The 22,975-nt window shown below is 46.6% G+C and carries 25 protein-coding genes; 20 read left to right on the top strand and 5 right to left on the bottom strand.

Annotation, left to right across the window (positions count from 1 at the left end):
• The first annotated feature begins 194 nt into the window (after positions 1-194).
• A complete protein-coding gene (locus CWC22_RS22985; RefSeq protein WP_138537183.1) occupies positions 195-515 on the top strand; it encodes a hypothetical protein in 321 nt (106 codons plus the stop codon).
• Positions 516-610: 95 nt separating this feature from the next.
• On the opposite strand, the gene CWC22_RS22980 is transcribed toward CWC22_RS22985, so the two are convergent.
• On the bottom strand, positions 611-970 hold the full coding sequence (locus CWC22_RS22980) for a hypothetical protein (RefSeq protein WP_138537185.1): 360 nt from the start codon (positions 968-970) through the stop codon (positions 611-613).
• Between the two features lie 452 nt (positions 971-1,422).
• On the opposite strand from CWC22_RS22980, the gene CWC22_RS22975 reads away from it, so the two are divergent.
• From CWC22_RS22975 to CWC22_RS22935, 9 genes are all read left to right on the top strand, one after another.
• Entirely contained in the window at positions 1,423-1,605 is a 183-nt protein-coding gene (locus tag CWC22_RS22975) for a hypothetical protein (protein ID WP_138537187.1), read from the top strand.
• Between the two features lie 42 nt (positions 1,606-1,647).
• Positions 1,648-2,037: a hypothetical protein gene (locus CWC22_RS22970; protein WP_138537189.1), complete on the top strand. Its 390-nt coding sequence runs from the start codon at positions 1,648-1,650 to the stop codon at positions 2,035-2,037.
• 345 nt (positions 2,038-2,382) lie between these two features.
• The gene (locus CWC22_RS22965; protein ID WP_138537192.1) at positions 2,383-5,313 is read left to right on the top strand and encodes a chondroitinase family polysaccharide lyase; all 2,931 of its coding nucleotides are present in this window, start codon (positions 2,383-2,385) and stop codon (positions 5,311-5,313) included.
• Positions 5,314-5,614: 301 nt separating this feature from the next.
• Complete coding sequence (locus CWC22_RS22960; RefSeq protein ID WP_138537194.1) at positions 5,615-5,929, top strand: hypothetical protein; 315 nt, start codon at positions 5,615-5,617, stop codon at positions 5,927-5,929.
• Positions 5,930-6,128: 199 nt separating this feature from the next.
• Positions 6,129-6,452, top strand: coding sequence for a DUF5992 family protein (locus CWC22_RS22955; RefSeq protein ID WP_138537196.1), 324 nt, complete (start codon positions 6,129-6,131; stop codon positions 6,450-6,452).
• Between the two features lie 751 nt (positions 6,453-7,203).
• Positions 7,204-7,482 carry a hypothetical protein gene (locus CWC22_RS22950; RefSeq protein ID WP_138537198.1) on the top strand — a complete coding sequence of 93 codons (279 nt, stop codon included), beginning with the start codon at positions 7,204-7,206 and terminating at the stop codon, positions 7,480-7,482.
• Between the two features lie 136 nt (positions 7,483-7,618).
• Positions 7,619-8,038 (top strand): hypothetical protein, encoded by a 420-nt coding sequence (locus CWC22_RS22945; RefSeq protein WP_138537200.1) that lies wholly within the window; start codon positions 7,619-7,621, stop codon positions 8,036-8,038.
• Positions 8,039-8,174: 136 nt separating this feature from the next.
• Positions 8,175-8,543, top strand: a complete 369-nt coding sequence (locus CWC22_RS22940) for a hypothetical protein (RefSeq protein ID WP_138537202.1) — start codon at positions 8,175-8,177, stop codon at positions 8,541-8,543.
• 40 nt (positions 8,544-8,583) lie between these two features.
• Positions 8,584-8,949 carry a hypothetical protein gene (locus tag CWC22_RS22935; RefSeq protein WP_138537204.1) on the top strand — a complete coding sequence of 122 codons (366 nt, stop codon included), beginning with the start codon at positions 8,584-8,586 and terminating at the stop codon, positions 8,947-8,949.
• Between the two features lie 303 nt (positions 8,950-9,252).
• Here the strand turns inward: CWC22_RS22935 and CWC22_RS22930 are convergent, their stop codons facing one another.
• Positions 9,253-9,594 (bottom strand): hypothetical protein, encoded by a 342-nt coding sequence (locus CWC22_RS22930; protein WP_138537206.1) that lies wholly within the window; start codon positions 9,592-9,594, stop codon positions 9,253-9,255.
• Between the two features lie 117 nt (positions 9,595-9,711).
• On the opposite strand from CWC22_RS22930, the gene CWC22_RS22925 reads away from it, so the two are divergent.
• From CWC22_RS22925 to CWC22_RS22890, 8 genes are all read left to right on the top strand, one after another.
• Complete coding sequence (locus tag CWC22_RS22925) at positions 9,712-9,984, top strand: hypothetical protein (protein ID WP_138537208.1); 273 nt, start codon at positions 9,712-9,714, stop codon at positions 9,982-9,984.
• 254 nt (positions 9,985-10,238) lie between these two features.
• Positions 10,239-11,495 carry an efflux RND transporter periplasmic adaptor subunit gene (locus CWC22_RS22920; RefSeq protein WP_138537210.1) on the top strand — a complete coding sequence of 419 codons (1,257 nt, stop codon included), beginning with the start codon at positions 10,239-10,241 and terminating at the stop codon, positions 11,493-11,495.
• A 97-nt stretch (positions 11,496-11,592) separates the two neighbouring features.
• Positions 11,593-12,330: an ABC transporter ATP-binding protein gene (locus CWC22_RS22915; RefSeq protein WP_138537212.1), complete on the top strand. Its 738-nt coding sequence runs from the start codon at positions 11,593-11,595 to the stop codon at positions 12,328-12,330.
• Positions 12,327-14,753 carry an ABC transporter permease gene (locus CWC22_RS22910; protein WP_230090671.1) on the top strand — a complete coding sequence of 809 codons (2,427 nt, stop codon included), beginning with the start codon at positions 12,327-12,329 and terminating at the stop codon, positions 14,751-14,753. The genes CWC22_RS22915 and CWC22_RS22910 overlap by 4 nt, the downstream gene beginning before the upstream one ends.
• A 33-nt stretch (positions 14,754-14,786) precedes the next feature.
• Complete coding sequence (locus CWC22_RS22905) at positions 14,787-16,169, top strand: sigma-54-dependent transcriptional regulator (RefSeq protein ID WP_138537214.1); 1,383 nt, start codon at positions 14,787-14,789, stop codon at positions 16,167-16,169.
• Between the two features lie 2 nt (positions 16,170-16,171).
• Positions 16,172-17,500 (top strand): sensor histidine kinase, encoded by a 1,329-nt coding sequence (locus CWC22_RS22900; RefSeq protein ID WP_138537216.1) that lies wholly within the window; start codon positions 16,172-16,174, stop codon positions 17,498-17,500.
• Positions 17,501-17,639: 139 nt separating this feature from the next.
• Positions 17,640-17,987: a hypothetical protein gene (locus CWC22_RS22895; RefSeq protein ID WP_138537218.1), complete on the top strand. Its 348-nt coding sequence runs from the start codon at positions 17,640-17,642 to the stop codon at positions 17,985-17,987.
• 248 nt (positions 17,988-18,235) lie between these two features.
• Positions 18,236-19,591, top strand: coding sequence for a trypsin-like serine protease (locus tag CWC22_RS22890; protein ID WP_138537220.1), 1,356 nt, complete (start codon positions 18,236-18,238; stop codon positions 19,589-19,591).
• A 74-nt stretch (positions 19,592-19,665) separates the two neighbouring features.
• Here the strand turns inward: CWC22_RS22890 and CWC22_RS22885 are convergent, their stop codons facing one another.
• The gene (locus tag CWC22_RS22885) at positions 19,666-20,259 is read right to left on the bottom strand and encodes a cytochrome b (RefSeq protein ID WP_138537222.1); all 594 of its coding nucleotides are present in this window, start codon (positions 20,257-20,259) and stop codon (positions 19,666-19,668) included.
• 238 nt (positions 20,260-20,497) lie between these two features.
• On the opposite strand from CWC22_RS22885, the gene CWC22_RS22880 reads away from it, so the two are divergent.
• Together CWC22_RS22880 and CWC22_RS22875 are read left to right on the top strand one after the other, a co-directional pair.
• Positions 20,498-21,577 carry an EAL domain-containing protein gene (locus CWC22_RS22880; protein ID WP_230090670.1) on the top strand — a complete coding sequence of 360 codons (1,080 nt, stop codon included), beginning with the start codon at positions 20,498-20,500 and terminating at the stop codon, positions 21,575-21,577.
• 96 nt (positions 21,578-21,673) lie between these two features.
• Positions 21,674-22,174: a zf-TFIIB domain-containing protein gene (locus tag CWC22_RS22875; protein ID WP_138537224.1), complete on the top strand. Its 501-nt coding sequence runs from the start codon at positions 21,674-21,676 to the stop codon at positions 22,172-22,174.
• 48 nt (positions 22,175-22,222) lie between these two features.
• On the opposite strand, the gene CWC22_RS22870 is transcribed toward CWC22_RS22875, so the two are convergent.
• Positions 22,223-22,549: a hypothetical protein gene (locus tag CWC22_RS22870; RefSeq protein WP_138537226.1), complete on the bottom strand. Its 327-nt coding sequence runs from the start codon at positions 22,547-22,549 to the stop codon at positions 22,223-22,225.
• 50 nt (positions 22,550-22,599) lie between these two features.
• Positions 22,600-22,776, bottom strand: coding sequence for a hypothetical protein (locus CWC22_RS22865; RefSeq protein ID WP_164517542.1), 177 nt, complete (start codon positions 22,774-22,776; stop codon positions 22,600-22,602).
• Positions 22,777-22,975: the final 199 nt, after the last annotated feature.

Raw genomic sequence — 22,975 nt, 5'->3', positions numbered from 1 at the left:
TATTTATTGATATATTAATCACTTTAAAAACTAGGGGGTTGTTTAAAATAAAACTTACCAGAAAATTCATTAACTTTAGTATTGGCTTTGGTGTTGTAAAAGTGTGTTTTTTTGAATAATTGTTATTCGGAACGGTTTTTTTGCGCCCAGCTTAATTTATATATAAAAATAAAATGTGAAAGGAAATAGAGAAAATGAAAAAAATAATAGCAGTAGTGTTAATGGCTTTTTCGTCTTTTGGCTCGGTGGCTGGAGAATGGAATCAGGCAGGAAAAATCACGAAAGTGTACCCAAAGCCAACTAGAAATGGCATTTATTTTACTCATGAAAACATGGTTTCTGGTGGCTGTACGAGAGGAACAAACTTATTTTTAAGTGCAGATGAAAAATTATTTAAAGAAACATATACACTGTTGTTGTCTGCTTATGTTACGGGTAAACCAATAAAAATATATGTTGACGGGTGTCAGGCAACACATGAGTACCCGCTCATTAAAGAAGTGATTGCACAGTAAAGTACTTAGTAGCGGGCGCTAAGCGTAGAGTGTTCTCACCTGTGAGCCATTGTATGCTCAGGGCAGCTTTGAAGCTCGCTTGTCATTTGCTCCTTTTAGCGAAATACATGCCGATTGCGCTCTCTGGCCCAGCAAAGCAGTAAGGCTAAAGCCCCGCTGGCATAGGTGATATACAAAGGTGCCGACGTATTGGCATCTTCGTCATACATAAATATGTTAGACATCACTGCGGCCACCACCGCACCAATCACTAACCAGGCTGCAGCATAATACAGTTTATGCCCGGGCGCACTCATATAACCAGAAAGCACCACACAAGCCGCGGCAACGCCACCTATGACAGGCTTTTTCCACCAACCTGCGTATTCGGCCAGCATGCCAGCAAGGGTCGCTGAAGCGATAAAGGTAATGACCACGATTACAATAGACAGTAAGAGCTTAAGTATTTGTTGCATAGGTCACCTTTTCATCCTTTAAACATTATTCAGGATAGCCTACCCCCTTCTTAGCGCTAGATTTTTATGACTTTTTATCAGGATCTCTGCATCTTTTACAGAGGTTGAATTGTCGAGAAAATAGCGTGTGTCTTCAATTTTTTTAAGACTGTTCCGGTGGATCATCTCGCTTTGTGAGTGGCCCTTTAATTTGATACATATCACTTTGTATTGTTTTTCGTTCTGATTAGTCACGCCTACCTATAAAAACCAGTTTTGCGTTTAATTTATTTGTTGTCATTGCTTAATTATCACCAGATGGGGAGGCGAAAGGTGACACGGACGACCATAAGCTTAACTAAGTGGCTTTGCCATACGATATTGTTTAACTACCAAATAATTGAGGTTTTAAAATGTATAAAAAATCGATATTGCTATCTGCTTTGCTCACCGTTTCAAGTGCATGGAGTGTTATGGCAACGGAAGTATCACAGGTTAGTGGTCTTGAGTTGCATGTTGCTGCTCATTCAGAAGGTACGGAATACGGTGATTTTGATGTGAGTTTCCACAACAAGAACGGCGATATTGTTCATTCTGAAATACTGTCATGTAGCACGGCTGAGCATAATCAGTGTTCGCTAAAGTCAGAGATATAAGGACCTTGGTCAGCTGTGGTTATCGAGTCTATGAGTGGGAACATGAGTGGTTATGGCCTTCAGTCTGACGTAACTAATAATGTCCTGAAAATACAGAATAAAGCTACATCAATTGGCCTGGTTTCAGGTGAAGAAAATGAAGCTTATCGTTTTGGTGCTGATATTTATTCTTCTGAAAACAGAGAGTATTTCACAGGAACTGCTTCTCGCATTATCTGGAAAAACCAACTTGATACTGCGATATCTCAACTCCGCGGCAGCGCGATAAATGAGTGGAATAAAAAGGCTAAAGCCAAGTTTGGTGATTTCGATTGGTGGAATAAAGGATCACACAATAACCGGGTTCAATGTCAACCATATTGGGAAACGGTTGTGTATGGATTTTACTACTGTCAGGCCAATGCCTACGTAAAGTACGTGACTGCAGAGTAGTATGATTGAGCTTTAACTTGGGGTTGTATATTTTGCTTTTTAATGTTGTTTTTAGCGTTTTAAATTAACCATTTCTTAGCTATGTCGCTCACAGAGTGAATTATGCGCCCCAATCTTTACGACTTAAACCTTGAAATCTCAAAGGTTATTTAATCTTTGCAGCGTAAGCAATCACATTCTCTAACAATATCCGGCTTGGACCGTTCCATTAAAGTTTTATGATAGTAGTATGACTGGTATTGACAAGTTGGTACCTTAGTAGCACTATGCGCGCTTTTCGGTAGTACAAAGGTGTTTTCTTTTTTTGTTCTACTCGTTATTTTTTATGTCAGGTTAATAAATATTATGCTTCAGAACACTTATGTTGCTCATCTAACTCGCTTTCTTTTGCCTATTACTGCTCTAGGCGTATCAGCGAACACGGTTGCGCACGATTTACAGTCACAGATACTGAGTTTTGAAGGAAAAGGAATCCCGGAATATGTACAGGCAAGTGCCGCTGAACTCTCACAAACACGGTCTATCCATGGTGAGCAGTCCTTATTGTGGCACTGGGGGGCGTCGCCCACATTGTCGGTCAACCACACTTTTAAGCGGATGACGGATAAAGAAGCCAGTCGGGCCTATGGTCGGGGTGCAACCCAAGTGCTGTCATTCTGGATTTATAACCCCCAAGCCGTTGAAGATAGTATGGCACTGACCTTGTCGGATAAAGATGGCCAGGAGATCAGTGAGCTTAACGTCAATATGAATTTTACTGGCTGGCGCACAATTGGTGTTTCACTTAATAAGGACTTTTCTGAAGTGGTCACGTCCTCATTTGAAAAGTTGGTATTTACAGCGCCTGCTTCTGTCAACCATGATGCTGCGCCGATATATATCGACCGTATTATGGTGTCGGTCGATGACAAACGTTATCAATGGTCAGACGACCAGGTGACAACCCGCTATGTCCTGCCGGAAATAGACTTTGATTTACCTGTTCACCTGGAGATGCCAAGTGATGTTGAAGTGAAAGGTGCTGCTCAGCTGAGACAAAACCTCACCGCGCAGTTTATGGGTCGCCCGGGTAGTTTTGCGTCTTTACAACAGCGGTTTAACGCCTATCAAATCGAGAAAAGTCAGGATAATGTGATCACGGGTCGGCATATTGTTACCGGATACCAGAAAACCATTTATCAACCTAAACATCTCTTGGTGCAAGACAGAGCTGCATTCGATGAGTATCGTCAACTGGCTGATTACACAAAACTGATGTGGGATTTGGCTAAGGCTTATCACCACCCTATTTATGATGCACATAAAACGGAACTTGCAAATATGTACCGTTTGATGACGGCGCATTTAATTGACCAAGGCTATGCTGATGGCAGTAGTCTGGTGACCACCCATCACTGGGGCTATGGTGCGCGTTGGTGGTATATTTCGGCGTTGATGATGGCTGATACGTTACAATCAGACGCTTTGTTGAAGCCTACTTATCGTGCTTTGTTGTGGTTCTCCAGAGAGTTTAAGTCAAGCTTTGACATGGAGCTTAATGATGAAAGCTCCGATCTGGATTACTTTAATACGCTGTCAAATCAGCACCTGGCACTGATATTGTTAAACCCGGACGTGAAAGAACGTATTGCCTTGCTCAAAAAGTTTACTGCTTTTTTTTCAGCAGCGCTGAGTCAGACACCTTCCGGCTACCATGACGGTTTCAGGCCGGATGGCACGGCCTGGCGCCATCGCGGTCACTATCCGGGCTATGCGTTTCATGCCTTCAAACGTGCCGCTCAGGTGGCTAAAGTGCTAAAAGACACCCCATTCTCTCTGAACATAGAGGCATTAGACAGCCTTAAAGCCGTCATGGTGGCTGGCTGGCGTTATACAAACCCCTTTGTGCCGATGGCGTTGAGTGGGCGACATCCGTTTAGCAAATTGGGGATCATGCATTACCAGGGCGGATTACGTGACCTGGCCATGGCATATCCTACGCTCGATGAAGAGCTGGCGGCCATCTACTTGCAAGTGAGTCAAACGCCTGAGGCACAGAGCCAATCTGTATTTGGCCAGACCATCACACCCGCAAAATTACCAGAAGGCAGCTGGAGTTTTAATGGCGGCGCGTTTGTGGTGCATCGTCATGGCGAGCGGATGGCGATGATCAAAGGGTACAACAAAGATGTCTGGTCATCGGAAATTTACTATAAAGACAACCGCTATGGCCGTTATCAAAGCCATGGCAGCGTGCATGTTATGCCCTATGGTGACCCAGAAGCTTTTGGCTACCAGCAAGCCGGTTGGGATTGGAGTCGTAATCCGGGTACGACCACAATCCATCTTGATTATGATGCGCTGGAAAGCCCGAATAAGCACAGTTTAACTTTGCGCTCAGAGCAAGGGATCAGTGGTGCAACTTCGCTGCATGATAAATTCAGCTTGTTTACCTTCAAACATCAGGCACCTGAAAACTTAGCTAAGTTTGATGCCAGCTTTGTAGCTGAAAAACACGTGATGGCCGCTGATGACATGCTGTTTCTGGCTGGCAATGGCATCTCGAATAAAGATGGCCAAAACCGCACCGAAACCACTTTGTTTCAGTTGGCGGTCAAGGACATAAACCGCCCCGTGTGGATCAATGGGAAGCGTTACGTGGGAGAAGCGTTTTCTGTAACATTAAGCAGTGGTGACTGGTTAATTGATGAAAACGGCGTGGGTTATTTTTTACAGCAGGCAGAGTCAGTACATGTGTCTCGTACAATGCAAAGCTCGCGTCACAATAAAACCAAAGCCGCAACACAAGGGTTGTTCACAACTGCCTGGATAGATCATGGCGTTGCGCCACTGGATGCACACTACGAATATGTGATGGTGATGGACACCACGCCTGAGCAAATGCAAGTGTTGGCGAAAAAAATGGCCCGGTATCCGTATTTCAATACCCGTAAAACGGATCAAAATGGCATGTATATTCGCAATCGGGTCAACAACCTGTATGGCTACAGCAGCACTGGCGTGACCCACTTTAAGTATGGGCCGGTACGAACTGTCAGCACCACAGCGCAGCTTTTACTCCAGCTTAATGGAGATTCAGCATCGCTGAGCGTAGCATCACCTGAGCTTAAGCTGGACAAAAATGGTCCGACTCAGAGTGTACCTATTGAAGTGGTTGTGAAAGGCACCTGGACCACTGAAGATACGCATTATACCCATCACAAAGGTGACACTATAATTCATGCAACCAGCTTTTTTGGTCAACCGATGGCAGTCAGTCTGAGCAAGGTTCAGTAGCCCAACCAGAGCCAGCCTGCGATAGGCTGGCTTTTATCTGCGCCATGTGGCCACATTAAAAAGCGGCATCAAAAGCATGTGCAGGGAGTTGCAGCTAAAGATTTACACTGAATGTTCGTGGTGATGTGTAACCTTCAAATTGCAGAGATAGTTGATCAGCTATAGTGCTTCGGTCCCTTGTAAAACAGGCAGAAAACAAGTTTAATGGGTACAAAAGTGCTGTTCAGACAGAGAGTCGTGATGGAGCGGCAAAGCAAATTAGGAAATTGGCGGTTTGCTGTCTTTTGTCAGGGGAAATTTTATGAAACCAGTACTCTATTTTTCTACATTGGTATTGTGTTTGTTTTTATTTTCACTGTTTGTTAAACCAGAAACGCTTCCTGTATCTGAAGTGCATATAAGGCTCGCAGAAAAAGGGCTCATGAGAGCACGAACACCTCAACCTTCCATTGAAGCGTATATTGGTAAAATACGAGAGAAAATAACGAGTAGTAAAGTAATGGTAGTTATTTCTGCTAACTCATGGCAAGAAAAGGATGTTGAGAAATTGAAAATCAGGATATTAAATGAGTTTGATAATAAGCGGATTGAATTTAAGTTAATCTACTCTAGTTAAAAAATAGAGGTTAAGCAGCGCTTAACTATGTGACATATCTGGTGTGTTCGCGATTAATAATGCGGAAGTTAATAGCAGATAACAAGTGTCGTCAAAACGATGTCCTACTCTCTGGCTTATTTTTCGCTAGTTGCTTCGCGGTAAAGAAGTCATTCAGGCATTCGTCGTTGATGAATACGTTAGTTTTAAAGGAAAATATATGAGACATTTAATCTGTGCGGCTTTGTTTTTGGCTCCTTTTTTTAGTGGAGCAGGGGAGTTGGTAAGGAATGCGGTAATTACTGAAGTCGCTAGCTCCAGTGGTAATAAAGATGTGTTTTACGTTAAGTTAAGTGGAGGAACAGGTCCATGTGCAAACGGATCTGTTGAGTTTCCTGCCAATCAGTCACAATCCGAGCAGTCTTACAACCAAGCTTTTTCAATTGCCCTCGCAGCGGCAATGAGTGGGAAGAAGATCAGAATACACAATTATTCAAACAATGAGTGTGGCGGAGCAAACTTTATTGGTATTTTCACAAACTAGTAAATTGTAGATTACGACTTATCAGGGTTGGCGTTCGCGGCAGTTGAGCATATGAATGACTCAGTTTAAACGATATGTTGCTGTTGCGCGCCTGCTAATTCAGAGCTCCTGGTTTTGGCCTCGCAAAAATGACCGAAAAGCTCGGTAAGAAGTTGCATTCTTCTGGCACTGATGCACATAAAAACGCGTTTATTGATGTTACTTTCAAGTTTTGATGAAAACTGGGCCAAAAAAGTACATTAAAGTGGCTGTATTGATTTCAGGTGGCTGTCCTTTTTTCTCATTCATCAGTAAGACAGGAAAACTAAGTCATGGCGTACGATCTGGCTGTTGGAAAAAGTAAATATGTTAAGGACGCTCCTGTCATTGTGGCCTCGATTTGTTTCAGTGAGTATCCGTTAATATATGCTTTGCTTAAGAAGTCAGATAACTTCTTTCTGAGAAGGATGTGTGATCAGTTTAGCGATAGCTAGTTTTCTATTGTTGAGCTGCGTCAGGCCAGAACTGAATTAGGTGTACTGCTTATTAGTGACTTGTCTGATGGGGAAAGACACCTATTGCACAAGCTTTTAGCTGCAATAGGTTATGCCCTGGATAAAGGTGAAATGTTGCATGGCATATCGGACTAGACATGAGTTAATGTGCATTAAAATCGGTGGACAATTCGCCGCTTGGTATTTTCATTTGGCTCATGCGCAACATCTGGTTGATATGGTTAGCTTGTGAAAGTGTGATGAACATCAGAGGTGATATGTTTGTTGTAGATGAAGAAAACTGGTCGTGGTTATTATTCCAGAATCAAAATGACATGTATTTAACTGTTCTTTGCGGTGGTGTCGCGATGTTTAACGTTGATATTCAGCTCACTCAAACAGAAATCGCTTCTTACAAGAGTTTTGGTCGTGGGTTTATCGTAGAGTTGGCTGAAAGTGTCGCTTTCAATCCCGGAGCTTATTCTCGCAGAAAATCCAATTTCAGAAATGAGTTTGACTTGGCTACTGCCATTGAAGCCTGGCGAGAGTCAAAATAATGGAATTGATATCAATGTCATAATTCTTAATAACCGTTGATTTTTAGAATGGTGTTGTCAGTAAGTGCCCAGTTTTTTGATACCTATGGTGGATACTTAATGTGGGCGTTGTGCTTGAAGGTTAAAGGAATAGTTTATGGAAGAGTGTAATATCCCAGAAGACATAACTAACTTGGTTAATGGTCTAATAAAAGCCAATACGGCTGACTATGAAATTGTCAAGTCACGGTATTTAAAGGAAGAAGATGAGCAACATGATGACCAGCTGATAGCTTCGATCATGAGAGAATATTCAGTTTTACTAGGTCAGTTTGAAAACGAGTTAAAAGTTGAATTTGGCACGCCTAAAATAGTCGATGATTTGGCTGTTTTTGATGATGCAGAAGAAAACGAAGAAGAGGGAGGTTATCTCGCTGAGGAAGACGACGAGGGCTTTTATGTCCCCTGCTCTTTTTATTCTGTAATTTGGGAGAAAGAAGAGTACATCCTCTTTTTAGCTGTATGCCAGGAAGACAGAGAGTTTCCTATCGAGCTGATCGTTGGTGTAGAGTTTTAATGGTTCAGTAAATACAAAGGTTTTTTGGGTGAAGTAAGTAAATTCACATAGGAATTGAGGTTGTTGTGGTCAAACTGCAGGTTGTCAGAAAGCCACATTTTGCCAGTGACAACATGGTTATGCCAAGAGGTCATTTATGAGGTTCATTTTATTTTTGATGTCATTCGTGAGTTTATCCACATTAGCATGTATTCCATGCGATAAAGATTTAGCACTGAAGGTTTCCCATCAGGCAATTCCCAAATTCCAAAAAGAATTCTCGAGCAGGCTCATGATGGGTGAAGTCTCATTTGAGCTGGACGTAGACTACAGGGGAAAAATTGAGAAGATCGTCATTACGGACATTCAACCAATGGAAGTACCAAAATCGGTTGTTTTGGATATGATCGCACGCTCAAAATTCACACCTCTATTACCCAGAGATGGCTTTTCTAAGTGTGGTTTAAAAGGTTACGCATTAACAATGGAATTTATGTTGCCTCAAAAAGTAAGCTTTGAGCTGTAGCAATGAAAAATAAGCTCACAGCTGTGCTATGAATATTTTGGTGAAAATAGTAACCGGATTGTTCGTACTGGTGCTGATAGCAGCAACGACAGGATATCTACTTTATTTTCGAGGTCAACAGGTTGAAGTTGGTTTTATTCCTAACGCGTTTCAATACTGCGGAAAAGTCATAACGGGCGCAGACCCTGAGTACAGTGAAATAGTTGACTGGCTCCATTCAAATACCAGAGGTTGGATGAGAGACTGGAATACGCAAATTGCAGGTGCAACTTATCATAGCTCTGCTTTTTCAGTTACTGTATTTCCTGGTTGTGTGTCGGTAAGTTATAAAACAGACACTGGCTTTCTACGATTTATAAAACAGATAAATCATAATCTCAGTACATCATGTGACAAGCTTGAATAAAATCTAAGTTGCTCGGATCAGGTGCCAGGTTACAGAATCGCGGTATTGTTCTAGCACATTCAGAGGCAAGCTACGCGAATCACATTTGTGCTATATCAACGGCAAAGCCAATGCCTGTGATTTTTCACCCGGATACGATTGATTTTTGGAGGACACTCACCCTTGGTATGTTTTGAAAGCACAGCCACTTGTAGCTTGTGCACTTCCAAGTTGAACCTGCCGTGTCCGCGGTAATAATGATATGGTGGGTGTCTGCGATTATGTCCCTCTAGGTTTTTGAAATTCTTTGACGCCATGTCAGTGTCAATTTGCAGTGGTAATAATCACATGCCTTAAATCAGCACTACCTCCAGTTAAGTTACACGTACCTTGCCCAGCAAGACTAATGGTTTTACCTGATAATTGAGCAGCTAGAAGAATAGACAGGAAGTTTTGTCCCTCTGTAGTGGTGGCGTCAAATGTGTAGTGCCAACTTGAAGTTCCACAACCTAAATTTGCCGGAGTACCATTGACTTTAACATGGCAGATTGGCGATATATTATCCGCATGACATACGATAGAGTCGATTGTTCCTTTAAACGTGGAGCTTCCTGCAAACGCGCTTGATGATAAAAAAAATAAAGGTAAAGCTATTCTTGCTATCATTTTTTATCCCAATGAAGGTCTTCACACCAATTATAACCATATGTCAAAATACAGTGAAAAACAAACCTGTTTGGCGCCGACATGAGGGGAATCTTGACAGATTTATAAGGAATATAGATGAAACTGGAAAACGGCTCAGGACAGCCTCCCGTCCACTTGCAAAATAAAGAGCAAAAAACAGTGCAAAGCTGTTGGCAGAACAATGCGGGCGAGTACGCAAACGGCCAAGCGTTAGCGGTAAAAAAGCCGGGTACAGTTAACCAGGCAGCTCTGCCTGAGCAAGGCAGCTTTAAAGTCTTACTGGCTCAAGATACGTTTGATATCCATAATATCTCGCCTAAGGCATTGAGCAGTTTTCTCTCGGATATCACTCGCCTGTTGAGCGTTTAATGATACTTACCTGGCTTAGGGAGAGGGAGGCTTTACCGTTGCTGAGCTTCCTTCACTGAGCGCTTAAAAACCCTGTCTCAATTTCGACACATCTGTCTGTTTCACCTGTGTCACAACTGGCACACCTCTTAAATCTATCTCACAACACAAAAAATAAACAACAGGAAAAACAATGATATAAATTAGTTTTAAATCTGGCACATCCCTTGTAACACCCTCTGCAAACCAGACCCAATAACAGAAGGGAAAAGCAGATGGACATACAAAGAAATCTTACACAGCCAGTGCGCTGGAAAAAACTGGGTTATTTGCTGCCGGTTGTCGCGCTGGCTTTGGGTTACTTGGCAATGCAGGAGTTCACCGGTGATGCATCTTATTTCGTGGATCGGGAAACTGTGGTCACGGCGAAGGTGGAGCAGGGCGACTTTCAAATCAATGTTCGGGCTACCGGTGTGCTAAAGCCCGCAGAGATCCGTTGGGTGGCAGCGCAGGTATCCGGTCGGGTAGAGCAGGTGCTAGTTAAAGCGGGTGCTGAGGTCGAAGTCGGGCAATTGCTACTCAAGTTATCTAATCCGCAGTTGCAACGAGAACTTGAGCAGGCGCGTTGGGAGCAAGAAGCCGCTAAAGCTGAAAATAACGCCACCATTGTGGCGCTGGAATCTCAACTGGTCGAACTCGACAATCAGGTGGTTTCGGCAGATCTGGGTTATCAGGCAGAAAAGCTAAAACTCGACGCCGAAACCCTGTTGATTGAGCAAGGCAATGCCACTGTGTCTCAACTGGATTATCAAAAAAGTCAGCTGGCAGTAAAGCGTGAGCAACAAAAGTGGCAGGCCGCTAAGCAAAAGGCGCTCAAAATGCGCGCTGAAATTGAAGCTACCAAAGCCGCACAAACTGCCCGTTTTGGCCTGCTGGAGAATAATCTCAGGCGCATGCAGGAACAGGTTGATGCTTTGCAGGTACGTGCAGATAAAAGCGGTGTCGTACAGCAAATTTCGCTGGAGCTGGGTGAGCAGGTGAGCCTGGGCGGCAGCATCGCATTGCTGGCATCGCAACAGAATTTATACGCCGAGTTGCAAGTACCGGAAGTCAGGGTTCAGGATATTCAGATTGGCCAAAGCGTGACGCTGGATACCCGAAATAATGAAATAACCGGCATGGTCACACGCATAGACCCCGCAGTGGAAAATGGCATGGTATTGGTGGATGTTGCGTTACCCGACAGTCTGCCTGCGGATGCCCGTCCTGAGCTGACGGTAGACGCACAGGTTCAGGTCAGCCATCTGAGCAATACATTGTATGTCCGCCGTCCAACTTATGCACCCAAATCCAGCCGGATCCAGCTCTATAAACTCGATCAGGCTGGACGTTTTGCTCACAAAACGGCGGTGGCCCTGGGTCAGGTGTCTGTCAATCGGGTGCAGATCGTGTCTGGGCTAAGCGCCGGGGACGAAGTGATTATATCCGACAGCAGTGACTGGCAGGATCATGCCGAAATCAAGCTGAATTAATGCGTTTCTACTAGAAGAAACAAGCAGGCCGTTACGCCTTAACCTTGCCAACAGTGGCTGTTTGCTGCACCCTGTTGGCTCTGAAATGGAGTCATTCATGAGCGCACTCATAAGATTAGAAAATATCAGTAAAAGTTTTTATACCGATGAAATAGAAACTCAGGCATTGCACGGCATTAACCTGAGCATCACAGAGGGTGAGTATGTGGCCCTGACCGGGCAATCCGGGTGCGGTAAGTCAACCCTGTTGTCCTTGCTGGGATTGCTGGATGCACCCACACAGGGGCACTATATACTGAGCAATCAGGATGTATCCCGGTTGTCGCGCGATCAGCGGGCATCCATCCGCAGTAAGCAAATTGGCTTTGTATTTCAGTCGTTCAATCTCATTTCTGACCTCACGGTAGCAGAAAACGTCATGTTGCCTTTGAGCTATCAGTCCGGGATCCGCCGCAAGGAAATGCAGGCCAAGGCGCAGGAAGTGCTTGAGAAAGTCGAAATGAGTCATCGTACTGCGCATTTCCCATCCCAGCTATCCGGTGGTCAGCAGCAACGCGTTGCCGTTGCCAGGGCATTAGTGAATGACCCTGCCATTATTCTGGCCGATGAGCCCACAGGTAACCTGGATTCTAAAAACGCCATGGCGGTGCTGACGTTGTTCGACAAGTTGCATAGCGAAGGCGCAACCATTTGCATGGTAACCCATGACCCTGCGTCGGCATTGCGTGCGCAGCGCAGCCTGGAAATGTTTGATGGCCGCCTGGTAGGAGACACCCGTAATACACAGACTTCGCAGCCAGTGGCACACAACGCGTTGGATCTGGAGGCGTTATGATGGCCATGTTGCTGGACCTAAAATACGCACTGCGTCAGCTTTATAAGTCGCCCAAGTTTACCGTGATGACACTGGGGGTGCTGCTTGGTGGCCTGTCGATAGCCCTGTTCACGTTTTCATTTTTGTATACCACTATCTACAAAGCGCTGCCTTTGCCAGAGGGCGAGTCAGCAAAACGCCTGGTAGTTTATAACGATGGCGAATTCGATATGCCCACTGCCAACGAGTTTCAGGCCCTGAGACAAGGTGCACAGGCCTTCTCTGAATTGGGGATCTTTCGCGATCAGGACGTGCGGATGAGTAAAGGCGAAGCAGGCCGTAACTTTTTTGGTGCTGCGGTTCAGGGAGGCTTTTTTGAATTCAGCCGTATAAAACCCCTGACAGGGCGCACGCTTAATGCTCAGGACAGCCTGCCAGGCGCCCCTGCTGTGGCGGTGATCAGTGAAGAGGTCTGGGAGGATGAGTTTAACCGGGATCCGCAAATGTTGGGTCAGGCCATAGAGCTTAATGGTGTACAGACCGAAGTGGTGGGGATCATGCCCAAGGGGTATCGTTTTCCACATATTGCACGTATCTGGTTACCCCTGCCCGACAAGGTACTTGATGCGCAAGCCCCGATGAGCGAGCAGTTTAATGCGTATATTCGCCTCAAAGAAGGTGTTGAAATAGCCACGGCTGAGCGCGAAATGACGCAAATACTGCGTACCCTGCAACTGCAAAATCAGCAGAGTTATGGCATGGAGCCGGTACAAAAACAGGCGCGCATCCTCACCTTTCAGATGGCGCAAACTGGCGGAGAGGGCGCCACGGTGTTTTTCTTTCTGAGTGCGGTTTCCTGGGTAGTGCTACTGCTGGCCTGTATCAATGTGGGCAACCTGTTGCTGGCCAGAATTCTCGAAAAGCAAAAAGAGACCGCTATTCGTAACGCGCTGGGGGCAAGCTCCGGGCGCCTGATCAGCCAGTTAATGTGGGAAGGCGTGTTAATCACTCTGTTGGGGACATTTTTGAGTGTTTGCCTGGTTGGTGCACTTCTGGATTATGTTAATGTGGCGCTGCGTTCCTGGTTACCTGGGGCTGGTCTGTTTTGGTGGCAATATGGGCTTGATGGGGCAACCTTATTGATGGCGCTGGCCTATATGCTGAGTACCGTAATGCTGGCGGTCTTTTTGCCTGCCTGGCGCAGTACGCGTCAGGATATCAATGCCACGCTCAGAGATGGCACCCGAGGAGCGCAAAGTCGCAAAGCTGGTCGCTTGTCTCGTGTTCTGGTAACCACTCAGGTCTTTTTAGTGGCTTTGTTAATGTTGATAGGCTCGATATCAGCACTGATCGCCAATAAATTTGTTAATCTTGACCTGGGCGATGATTATCAGAATGTGATGAGCACGCGTTACAATACCCCAGAACACGAGTATCCCAGCCCACAACAGCGTCTTAACCTGACCTATGTACTGATGAATGAGGTGCAAAATCACAACGCAGTCACGCACGTATCGGTGGCCCAATGGTTAGGCCCAAGCAACGTCTTTTTTGCCGACAATGCCTATGGGGATGGGCAAACGGGCACTGAAATTGACACGATTTCGATGTTGGGGGATTTCCAGGCCACCGGGGTTAAGCTACTCGAAGGGCGTTTATTTAACCTCGGCGATACCATGGATAAGCGCAAGGTGGTGATCATCAGTGACTCTATGGCACAGCGTTACTGGCCGGGACAATCCGCACTGGAGCAGCACTTTACCATGGAACTGGAGGGCAAAAATCAGCAAGTGTTTGTGGTGGGTGTGGTCTCGAACCTAATGAACCCGAAATCTTTGTTTGGCAAGCTGGACTCAGCCGATGAAATTTACATCAGTGGTAGTCAGTTCGTGCAAACTCTGCAAAAGCTGTCGTATCGCATTTTGCCCGGCACCCGCAATGCTGACGAAATCTTCTATCAGGCGATGTACAAAATTGCGCCTAATCTGGAGGTTACGCAGACGGTAATGCCGGCCATTAAAAATCGCGATAAAATGCGCGAGTCGATGAAGTTTATTTCTCAATTAACCTTTGCAACCGGCGGCTTTGCATTGGTGCTCGCGGTGATTGGTATTTATGGCCTGACAGCCAATGCCGTGGCACAACGCACGCATGAAATTGGCATTCGTCGTGCCGTGGGCGCACGTGACAGTATTATTGTGGGGTTGTTTATGCGTCAGGGGGCGGTTCAGCTGGTGATTGGCCTTGGGCTGGCATTGCTGCTGTTTGCTTTGTTAGCGATGGGTTTTCAGAAGTTTACTGAGGGTTTATTCCCCGTTGGTGCCTATTATGCTTTGGCTGTGGCGGTAAGTGCTGCGCTAAGCGCTGTGGTGTTGCTGGCGGTGTATATGCCTATCAAACGGGCGATTAAGCTTGAACCGAGCGCAGCGCTGCGTTATGAATAATCCCATAAAAGTGAAGGAAGTATAAGAACTGGCATGAGCACAAAACAACATATTCTGGTCGCCGATGATGATATGAACGTCATTGCCGGTTTGTCTTTTTTGTTGCAGGACGAAGGCTATGAGGTGAGTTGTGTTACCACGGCTCAGGCCGCGCTGGAAAAAGTCAAAGTGCGGTCGTTTGACTGCGCTTTGCTGGACATGAACTTTGGCAAAGACACCACCTCAGGACAAGAAGGGCTTGCCCTGATAGCTGAACTCAGACAGCTAGACAGTCGCCTGCCGATAGTGATGATGACCGGCTGGGCGACCATTGAACTGGCGGTAGATGCGATGCGCAGTGGTGCTCAGGATTTTGTGCAAAAACCCTGGGACAACGAGCGTTTGCTGCACACCTTGCAAACCCATATCACACTTGCACAGTCACAGGGGTTAAATGAGCGGCTGAAACAGCAAAACCAGTTGCTACAGCAAGCCGCGTATCCTCAGGAGCGCAGCGAGATTGTGGCCTGTTCACGGCCGATGCAACAGTTGCTGACTCAGCTTGAACAACTGGCTCAAAGTGATATGAGCATCTTACTGACTGGCGACAACGGTACCGGTAAAAGCATGCTGGCGGCTTATGTGCACCGATGTTCGGCGCGCGCTGAACAGGCGTTTGTCACGGCCAACATGGGGGCGATAGTAGAAAGCCTATTCGAGAGTGAGATGTTCGGCCATGTCAAAGGGGCCTTTACCGATGCCAAAGCCACCAGAGCAGGCCGTTTTGAAATGGCGCGCCATGGCACCTTGTTTCTGGATGAGATTGCCAATATTCCGCTGTCTCAGCAGGCCAAGTTACTCAGCGTGCTGGAAGAGCGCAGGTTTGAGGCTGTTGGTAGTAGTCAGTCACAGGTTGCTGATGTCCGGGTTATCTCGGCCACCAATGGTGATTTGCCAGCGCAGATCCAATCGGGTGGTTTTCGTCAGGATCTTTACTATCGGTTGAATACGGTGGAACTCAGAGTACCTTCGCTCAGAGAAAGAGTGGCCGACATTGGTCCGCTGAGCGAACGCTTTTTGACCCAGTTTGCAGCAAAGTACAACAAACCTGTGCCGCAGCTGAGTGAGCAAGCCCTCACTGCGCTTTGTCAGTACGACTGGCCTGGCAATATTCGCGAGTTGCGCCATATCCTGGAGCGGGCGCTGTTTGTGTGTCGTACGGCCGAGATCACCCCGGACGATCTGGCTATCACAACCGGGGAGCCTGCGGAGGCTAATGTGGACGATCCAAGCCTGACGCTGGATGAAATCGAGCAAGCAGTACTGCGCCAGAGGCTACGTCATCACCAGGGTAATGCCAGTGAAACAGCTCGCTCTTTGGGGCTCAGCCGCAGCGGCTATTATCGTAGGTTGGCCAAGTTTGGTATGGCCGAATAGCAATGCGCAAGGTCTCTGGTTTTGCCCTGACGCACTTGCAGTGCTTGATTATCGCGATTTGTCTGCCTTGTTATCTGTTGATGGTGACAGGCTTGTATATGGCCAACTGGAATGGCTATTTGGTGGTATTTATTGCGACTGTGTTTGCTTTATTGCTGATCTGTCTGGTGGTGGCGAGCAAGGCCATGGTGGCGCATCAGCTGCATACCTTAACGAATCTGATTGAAGCCATGACAATGGGGGATTATTCGATGCGAGGACGGGTGAGCGGCGATAAAGCCATGTCTGATTTGCTCAGTCAGGTTAATCTGCTGGCAGACAGCCTCAGCCATCATAAAACCCAGGCGGTGGAATCGCGTCTGATGCTCAATAAGTTCATTAATCAGATGGATGCCATGGTACTGGTGCTGGATGAGCAAGCGCGGGTCGTTATGGCCAATCAGCCCGCCCAGACCGTGTTGCTTACTGGCATACCCAGCCCAGAGCAGCCACTCGAGCTTGCCAGCAGTGCTTTGGGCCGCCAACTGATTGCCTGTGATGGTAAAATAGTGATGCTCGACGACGGCCAGATCAGCGGTGAATACCTGGTATTACGAGAGCGCTTTATCAGCGAAGGCAAAGCACATCAGTTTTTAATTATCAGTAATGCTGAGCGCTTGCTGATGGAAAAAGAGCGCACGGCCTGGCAGGGCCTGCTGCGGGTATTGAGTCATGAAGTGAACAACACCCTGACTCCTATCAGCACCATAGCGCAGCAGCTCAGCAAGCGTTTATCACAGCCAGAAAATCAGCCATCAGCCGACAGTTTGTGTCAGGGCATAGGCATAATCAGTGAACGCGCCAGCTCTTTGAGGGTTTTTTTAGAAGGCTATACTCGTCTGACGCACTTACCTCAACCTAACAAAGTACCGGTAAAACTGGACCGGGTGATTAGTACCCTCACAACCCTTTACCCTGATATACACTGGCAGTTTGAACTGGAGCAGTCTGCTTCAGTGCTGGTTGATCAACAGCAGTTTGAACAGGTATTACTCAACCTCACCAAGAACGCGCAGGAAGCCGTCTCGCCCGGCCAGCAGGTCGAAATCACTTTGTCTTCTGCTACTTCACTGGGTCAGCTGGTTCTGACCATGGTGGATAATGGCGGTGGGATCGCAAACCCGGACAATGTCTTTGTGCCTTTTTACACGACCAAAGCACAGGGCAGCGGGATTGGTCTGGCTCTGTGTCGGCAGATCATGTTTGCACACGGCGGCAGCATTAAGCTCGACAATAACCCGGACGGTCAGGGCGTGCGAGTGCGCTTGCTATTTCCGCATTACGAAGGCTGACAGCAGGTAAATTGGCGATTGCTTTTTAGTTATCACTTCAGCTGAAATAAAAAATTAACTTTTTGGTGTCTTTTTATTCACCCTGTGGGCTTAGTCTGTGTGTTGCCAGTATTGGCACTAATCAACTTAAGGAAGAATAATGAGAACACATTTGTTACGCGCCGCTATTGGCGTATGTATGGCAAGCAGCGCATTTGCTGCACAAGCAACCATCTTTACCTGTTCAGGAGTTGTGACCAGCGTTGCTTCTCACAATGGTAATTTTGAAGTCAGATACAACAGTGAGCGCACTGGTAATCAGATGGAGCCGGTAATCATCTATAGCACGCACACTTATCTGCTTGGCCCGGTGCTGAAAGCCATTGAAGCAGGTCAGGACTCACGTACAGTCTACAACCTGGTTATTGAGAATCGCGATGGCGGCAATACCCGTTGTTATGATGGTGAGTCAGAGAACGCCTTGATCGGCATCAGCGCAAAATACTAAGCCGCTGTGCTGTATGGCTGCTGGCGCACAAGGCCAGGCAGTTTAAGGGGCGTCACCGAGATGCCCCAATATATTGTAAAGCCCACTTCTTTCAAGATCATTTCTGTCTGCTTACTCAACCTTTTTCTGTATGAAATACAGGTGCAATTCAACTGTACCTTGGATGCTTTTTAACCTTTTTGTTTACAAGTGTGAAATTAGTGTTTATATTTTTCGGTTCCCAATAAAGGAAAAACAAAGGTATACACATGTTAAAGGTTAAAAAAACACTTTCAATGACAGCGTTGTCTGTATCGCTGGGACTAGGTCTGAGTGCTGCAGTGGTTGCGCAACCAGCTAATGTGGGTGAGCACTTACTTGGTGGTATAAGTACTGAATATTATGAGCCTGAAATTGTCGGTGGTAATCCAGCTAACACCGCAGACTGGCCATTCTATACACAAATCTTAAGTTCGAATGGCACCACTGCATTTTGTGGTGGTAGTTATGTCGGTGATGGTTACGTACTGACTGCGGCGCACTGTGTGAGTGGCAGATCTGCAAGCGGACTTAATGTTAAAGTGGCGGGTTTTGTGCTTGGCGGCAATGATGGTGACCGCATTGCGGTTGCTGAAAAGTATGTTCACCCACAATATAACAGCAGCACGTTAAACCACGATATTGCACTGCTTAAGCTGGTTCGTACTCCAACTCAGGGGTCGAGCGTTACACTGGCACAGGGCAATGTTGAGCAGTATGTGCGCGTTGGTGATTTAATTTCTGTTGCAGGTCTTGGTCGTTTGAGTGAAGGCGGCAGCCGTCCTACTAACCTGTATGAGGTAGACGTACCACTGGTTTCTGATCAGGTATGTCGTCAGTCTGGCGGCTCGTACCAGAATGTAGGCAGCGTGGCATTCTGTGCCGGCTACCCTGAGGGTCAGAAAGACTCGTGTAGCGGTGACAGCGGTGGCCCAATCGTAGCAAACTCAGGCGGCCAGGTCGTACAGTTGGGGATCGTCAGCTGGGGGATTGGCTGTGCACGTCCAGCAAAATATGGTGTGTACTCAGATGTGGCGGCACTGCGCAGCTGGATCGACAGCGTAAAAGGTGGAGCTGAGCCGGTTTCTGTGTCGTTCAAAGCAAACGATACGCTGACGGGTTTCAAGGTTGGCGAAACCAAAGCACATACTTTCACCATCACCAACTCAGGTAACACGTCATTCAGCTTTAAGACCTTAAATGTAACCGCCAGTGGTGTCACTTCTGGTCTGGTTAAGCCGGTTGATACGTGCAGCGCGAGCACGCTTGCCGCAAATCAGAGCTGTCAGGTGGGGGTTGAATTTGGTGCTAGTCGCAGTGGCTCAGCCGGTGTTGCTGTCAATTTCACCCTGGAAGAAAGCCAGGTGAACTACAGCGCCAAAGCCACGGCGACGGTCACATTGGGTGGTGATACAAACTGTCCTGGCAACTGGGATGCGAACAAAGTTTATGATAAGCCAGATCAGGTGACTTATCAGGGCTTTAAGTATGAAGCGCGCTGGTGGACACGTGGCGATGTGCCAAGTGAGTCGGGCACCTGGGGTGTCTGGAAGCTGCTTGGCCAGGACACAAGTTGTACGCGTTAAGCAATTAAGTAAAAAAGCAGCCTAAGCTGCTTTTTTACTACAAAAATAAGGGAAATCTATTACTCAGCTTATGGCTAACGCTCGCCACCACGCGTCATTTTCAGCAAAGTCCTGTCACGTCTGACTAAGTGATGGTACAAGGCTGCACCGGCATGACCCAGGATCAGCAGCCAGATAAGCCAGGCGCCTAGAATTTCCTTGTGAATAAAGTCGATGGGTTTTTCAAACTCGGCGAATGACAGTCCCATCCCCTGCTCGACGAGCGCCCTAAACAGCACTGTGCTTTCAAATTTAGGAATATCAAACAAAAAGAAAAACTCGGTGTCCACACCTGTGCCAATATAGCCGGTTATTGGTGCGATGATCATCGCGGCATACAAAGCGTAATGGCCGAGATGGGCAGCCAGATGTTCGATGCGAGTGCCTGGTTCGGCTGCGGGCGCAGTATTGAGCCATCGCCAGATGAGTCTGAGTGCGACAATCACCGCAATTGAAACACCGAACGACAAATGGAGCTGCAATGTGGTCCAGTTTTCCGGGGTTTTGGCTTCGGTAAACCACTGACGATAATAGACGCTGACATAGGCCGCCAGAAATAACAGGGCAGTGCCCCAATGTAGCCATTTTGCAATGGTGCCATAATCTCGTGAGGTATTCTTGATGCTCACCGGTTCGCTCCAGATAATGAGTTGTTACTGCCGAGGATGGTAACAGTTTGAGGTATAAATGAATGCCACAAAGATCCGGATAAAGTATTCTGTTTTTGAGAACACTGATTTTAATGCTCTGATTTATATTACCTTTATTTTATTAAGTGTGAGTTGTGCTGATTGTATCGCGTGAGGCTGGTTTTGATTTGCCCTGCTATACTGCAAGCGAATACTTTGGGAATCATCCGGAGGTCCTTTGCACACTTTAACCTTAGTCTCTTTGTCGGGGTGGTCTGATATTGTTGAGCGTATTGGCCAGTCAACAGCACATAAAGTATGGCGTGCGTTAGTGACGTTACTATCGCAAAATGTCCAATCCGGGTTGAAGCAGGACATATTTGAGCTGGGCGAGCTTTGGTTCGAAACTGACCAGTTTGACTCTCCCGCGCAGGCAGAAAGAGCACTGAGCCAACACGTGGCGCAGCACCTGCTAAACGAGTTGGATTGTCAGCTGGTTCATGAAGCCGAGCTCCAGGTGAGCTCAGCGCAGGTGATAGCGCAAACTTCACAGGAACAAACTATCCGGGCTGGTGCAGCTTGTGCTCTGAACGAGCTTTACCCGGATAGTAAAGAAGATTTGTTGCGGGTGTTTGCCAACAAAAATTTGCTCCCTTACTGGCAGTCAATTCAGCAGGTTCAAAGTAGCGGCATATTTGGATACGAAGCCTTGATCCGAGGTCCGAAGGCGTCACCCTTGCACCGTGCGGACAAGCTCTTTGGTGCTGCCATGGCACAGGGGCGACAGTTTGATATGGAAAAGCTGGCACTGACAACCCATTTAGCAACGCATCAGGGTCAATGTGAGCAACAAAGCACGGTAAGATTAACGGTTAATCTCTCACCCGCTTTACTATTTGACGCGGATGTGTCGGGCAAATTGCTAGATTATCCTTATGCACACTTGCTCTGTATTGAGCTGACAGAACATCTGCCTGTAGATGACTGGGCACCCATCAAAGCAAAAATGGCCGAATTACGCCAGCTAGGTTACACCTTCTGGCTAGACGATGTTGGTTGCGGATTCTTTGAGCTGACTTTGATCAATGCGGTGAAACCCGATGTGGTGAAGCTGTGTATCACCATTATCAGCCGACTGGATTATGGCGCTGAGATCATCGATGAGATCAGGCAAGTGGTTGATACGGTCCACCTATATGGCGGTAAGGTGCTGGCTGAAGGCATAGAAACACAGCAGCAGTTAGCTATTGCCCGAGAGTTAGGGGTTGATTATGCACAGGGGTTTTTGTTTGATAAACCCAGGGAAGCCGGGCTGTAAGCACCTAAACCTGTGCTCGTGTAAGGCGGCTTTCAATCTTTAGCGCAATCAGTATACTGCGATTATTAAACCAGTGCAGACGATTGGAGTAGTAATATGCAGTGTCCCAGAACTTCACACCCGCTTAAGCCAGTGAAAGTGGGTGGTATTAAAGTGTATATATCCGAGCACAGTGGTGGTGTCTTTTTTGACAACCAGGTGTTATCTAATTTTACTAATCCATCTGAATTGCGTTCAGAGGTGCTGGCAAAGCACCTGCGCCAGTTCTCTGCTCCGCTTGGTGATGAAAGCGCCCGGGTCAAGTGCCCAAAATGCCCTGATATCGTTATGATGCGCCGTTATTTTAGTCCGTTACGTGTGGTTGAAATTGACGAGTGCCCGGGCTGTGGTGGCATCTGGCTTGATACCGGTGAGCTGGATACATTACATGAGAATCATCTGAGTACGAAAGAGCGTGAGATGCTGAGGATCAAAATGCTCGAAGAGCATCAGGCCTTTCACATTAATAGCCCCAGGCGCTATAAATTATCAGAGCAGGACGGGCGCAGCAACCTTGAAAAAGTGTTTGCAATTGCTGCAGACGTGATCGGTGATTGATGAGCAAGTAGGGCGTCCGCCCTTTAACTTTGTTAAAGAGCAGCTGTGTTATCTCAGTGAGTGAACCAGGATCAGGGATAGCTGAATAACAATACCGAACCAAAAAAACACCGTGTAACCGGCATACCAGGTTTGACGCAATGGCTGAAACTTGGGCTTATTTGGCAGGGTGCGCTCGGGCGGGCCTATATACATAGGAAACCCTAGTTGGTAGTTGTTCATCTGGGTCAGGTTGAACAATCCCAGCATGAGATTAAGCGTTACAAAGCTGAAAAATTGCTCTAAAGGGTGGCTGAAGTAGCTCAGCGCAGACACAATAAAGAGGTATGCCCAGTATCGAGTAAACGAATAATGCGCATATATTACATTTATCACTCGGACTGACGTTGTTTTTGCGATTCGAAGCATGTGAATTAACTTGGGCACTAACCGTTGATATCCAGCAGCATACCGACGGCTACACCAATCGCTATACCAAGCGTTACACCATTGACAATATTCTCAGAAGAGACGCCTATGGCAGTACCAACAGCTAACCCGGTGACCATACTAACGCCAATTTTACTGGCTATCTTTTTACGATTTTGTTTATCTGTCTTCATGATTTCACTCCTTTAAAGTCACGTTAGACGGTGGCTAATTTAGCACCAAATGACACCTTATGCCATTTATTTCAATAAAGGGGGAATGAAAAAAATAGCTGCGCCACGTTATAGAGTTATACCAATTTGCTTAATTAAGTGATCTATTTTGAGGCGAGAAAATAGGGTCGATAACAAGGCAAAAATTTTGCTATTTAGT

This window comes from Pseudoalteromonas rubra, from assembly GCF_005886805.2.
Lineage (GTDB): Bacteria > Pseudomonadota > Gammaproteobacteria > Enterobacterales > Alteromonadaceae > Pseudoalteromonas > Pseudoalteromonas rubra_D.
The sequence above is the reverse complement of the archived record's forward strand: the minus strand, read 5'-3'. Positions and strand labels throughout refer to the sequence as shown.

Bases quoted from the DNA above. Each gene is read 5' to 3' on its own strand.
- CWC22_RS22985 (WP_138537183.1), top strand. From the start codon at position 195: ATGAAAAAAATAATAGCAGTAGTGTTAATGGCTTTTTCGTCTTTTGGC.
- CWC22_RS22980 (WP_138537185.1), bottom strand. From the start codon at position 970: ATGCAACAAATACTTAAGCTCTTACTGTCTATTGTAATCGTGGTCATT.
- CWC22_RS22975 (WP_138537187.1), top strand. From the start codon at position 1,423: ATGGCAACGGAAGTATCACAGGTTAGTGGTCTTGAGTTGCATGTTGCT.
- CWC22_RS22970 (WP_138537189.1), top strand. From the start codon at position 1,648: ATGAGTGGTTATGGCCTTCAGTCTGACGTAACTAATAATGTCCTGAAA.
- CWC22_RS22965 (WP_138537192.1), top strand. From the start codon at position 2,383: ATGCTTCAGAACACTTATGTTGCTCATCTAACTCGCTTTCTTTTGCCT.
- CWC22_RS22960 (WP_138537194.1), top strand. From the start codon at position 5,615: ATGAAACCAGTACTCTATTTTTCTACATTGGTATTGTGTTTGTTTTTA.
- CWC22_RS22955 (WP_138537196.1), top strand. From the start codon at position 6,129: ATGAGACATTTAATCTGTGCGGCTTTGTTTTTGGCTCCTTTTTTTAGT.
- CWC22_RS22950 (WP_138537198.1), top strand. From the start codon at position 7,204: ATGTTTGTTGTAGATGAAGAAAACTGGTCGTGGTTATTATTCCAGAAT.
- CWC22_RS22945 (WP_138537200.1), top strand. From the start codon at position 7,619: ATGGAAGAGTGTAATATCCCAGAAGACATAACTAACTTGGTTAATGGT.
- CWC22_RS22940 (WP_138537202.1), top strand. From the start codon at position 8,175: ATGAGGTTCATTTTATTTTTGATGTCATTCGTGAGTTTATCCACATTA.
- CWC22_RS22930 (WP_138537206.1), bottom strand. From the start codon at position 9,594: ATGATAGCAAGAATAGCTTTACCTTTATTTTTTTTATCATCAAGCGCG.
- CWC22_RS22925 (WP_138537208.1), top strand. From the start codon at position 9,712: ATGAAACTGGAAAACGGCTCAGGACAGCCTCCCGTCCACTTGCAAAAT.
- CWC22_RS22920 (WP_138537210.1), top strand. From the start codon at position 10,239: ATGGACATACAAAGAAATCTTACACAGCCAGTGCGCTGGAAAAAACTG.
- CWC22_RS22915 (WP_138537212.1), top strand. From the start codon at position 11,593: ATGAGCGCACTCATAAGATTAGAAAATATCAGTAAAAGTTTTTATACC.
- CWC22_RS22910 (WP_230090671.1), top strand. From the start codon at position 12,327: ATGATGGCCATGTTGCTGGACCTAAAATACGCACTGCGTCAGCTTTAT.
- CWC22_RS22905 (WP_138537214.1), top strand. From the start codon at position 14,787: ATGAGCACAAAACAACATATTCTGGTCGCCGATGATGATATGAACGTC.
- CWC22_RS22900 (WP_138537216.1), top strand. From the start codon at position 16,172: ATGCGCAAGGTCTCTGGTTTTGCCCTGACGCACTTGCAGTGCTTGATT.
- CWC22_RS22895 (WP_138537218.1), top strand. From the start codon at position 17,640: ATGAGAACACATTTGTTACGCGCCGCTATTGGCGTATGTATGGCAAGC.
- CWC22_RS22890 (WP_138537220.1), top strand. From the start codon at position 18,236: ATGTTAAAGGTTAAAAAAACACTTTCAATGACAGCGTTGTCTGTATCG.
- CWC22_RS22875 (WP_138537224.1), top strand. From the start codon at position 21,674: ATGCAGTGTCCCAGAACTTCACACCCGCTTAAGCCAGTGAAAGTGGGT.
- CWC22_RS22865 (WP_164517542.1), bottom strand. From the start codon at position 22,776: ATGAAGACAGATAAACAAAATCGTAAAAAGATAGCCAGTAAAATTGGC.